Below are 1,588 nucleotides of genomic sequence, written 5' to 3' on the forward strand. Positions count from 1 at the left end.
CCCCTCTCCAAAGGAGAGGGGAGTTTTTGGGATATTTTTATTTAATTTTTGTTCTTTTTATTAGATTCATCGTGTTTTTCAAAATTAGAAAGCATTTAGAAAATAAAGCTTGACTGCCATTTAATATTTTAAAATTTTGAATAAAGTATCATGAATTGATTTTATTGTTGCCTTTGAAATAGTCCCAAGTTTTTTTTTAAATCGTTCTTTTGATAGCGTTCCTACCTGAAAAACCAAGATTTCAGAAGTGTCTTTTAAACCGTTTTCTTCATTAGGTTCTATAATCGGATGCTCTTTATAATAATGTAATGACGTTGTCAGCGGACACACAATTACCAGATTAGATTTCTGGTTCATTGTATTGCCGCTAATTATAACAGCGGGTCTATTACCGCTTTGTTCGCTGCCTTTTACAGGGTCAAAATAGACATTCCAGATTTCACCTTGTTTCATTCTTTTTCTAATTCTTCAAGCATTTGAAACCACTCTTCTATTCCCTCTTCTGCTATTTCCAACATTTCAGGGTCATTGCTTGATCGCTGAAAAGATTGTGCAAATTGTGCCTTTTCAATTTGAATCAAATAGCGTTGAAGTGCTTTTTGGATAAGCTTGTTTTTAGGGATTTTTAATTCCGTTGCGGTTTTTGCAAGCTGATCCAGCAGTTCTTGTGGTAACGATGATGTGAATGTTGCCATTTTATATTTGTTTTTTGTAAATATAATTAATATTTATGAAATATAAATTGTAACTAGTAAAAAAATTAAACCTCACGAGATATCCGCCTACGCGGGTATATTTTCAATCACAGCCGCATACCCCTGACCAACTCCAATACACATAGTAACAAGCGCATATTTCTTTCCTGTCAAAGATAACTCTAATGCGGCGGAGTAGCAAATGCGGGCGCCGGTTACGCCTAGTGGGTGACCAATGGCAATCGCGCCTCCATTGGGGTTGATTCTTGGGTCGTCATCTGCCAGTCCCCATTCGCGAATGCACGCCAACGATTGGGCAGCAAAGGCTTCGTTTAACTCGATGATGTCCATATCTGCCATTGAGAGTCCTGCTTTTTGGAGGGCTTTGTTTGATGCTTCCACCGGGCCAATGCCCATAATTCTTGGTTCTACGCCCACTACTGCCGAACTTACAATTTTTGCTAAAGGCTTTAAGTTATATTTTTTTACAGCAGCTTCTGAAGCGATAATTGTTGCAGCTGCACCGTCGTTTAATCCTGATGAATTTCCGGCGGTGACGCTGCCGTCTTTTTTAAATGCTCCGCGTAATTTGGCAAGCACTTCTTTAGTTGTGTTTGGTTTTATGAATTCGTCTTCTGAAAAAAGTATCGGGTCTTTTTTCCTTTGTGGAATTTCCACAGTTACAATTTCCTTTTCTAAACGTCCGTTTTGTTGTGCTTTTGTGGCTTTCATTTGAGAATTGTAAGCAAAAGTATCTTGGTCTTCACGCGAAATATTGTATTTCTCCACCAGGTTTTCAGCAGTGACACCCATTCCGTCTGTGCCGTACATTTCGTGCATTTTTGGGTTAACAAAACGCCATCCAAAACTGGAATCATACATTTTTGCGTCAG

3 protein-coding genes are annotated in these 1,588 nt (G+C 38.4%); all 3 read right to left on the bottom strand.

Features of this window, described 5'->3' with window-relative positions; all coding sequences use genetic code 11:
* Positions 1 to 120: 120 nt before the first annotated feature.
* The gene (locus AC6F75_RS12380; protein ID WP_500715355.1) at positions 121 to 453 is read right to left on the bottom strand and encodes a type II toxin-antitoxin system PemK/MazF family toxin; all 333 of its coding nucleotides are present in this window, start codon (positions 451 to 453) and stop codon (positions 121 to 123) included.
* Positions 450 to 695, bottom strand: a complete 246-nt coding sequence (locus AC6F75_RS12385; protein WP_500715356.1) for a CopG family transcriptional regulator — start codon at positions 693 to 695, stop codon at positions 450 to 452. Before AC6F75_RS12385 ends, AC6F75_RS12380 begins: the two co-directional genes overlap by 4 nt.
* An 87-nt stretch (positions 696 to 782) precedes the next feature.
* A partial coding sequence (locus AC6F75_RS12390; RefSeq protein WP_500715358.1) for an acetyl-CoA C-acyltransferase occupies positions 783 to 1,588 on the bottom strand: 806 nt, incomplete at its 5' end.

This window comes from Planktosalinus sp. (genome assembly GCF_059864935.1).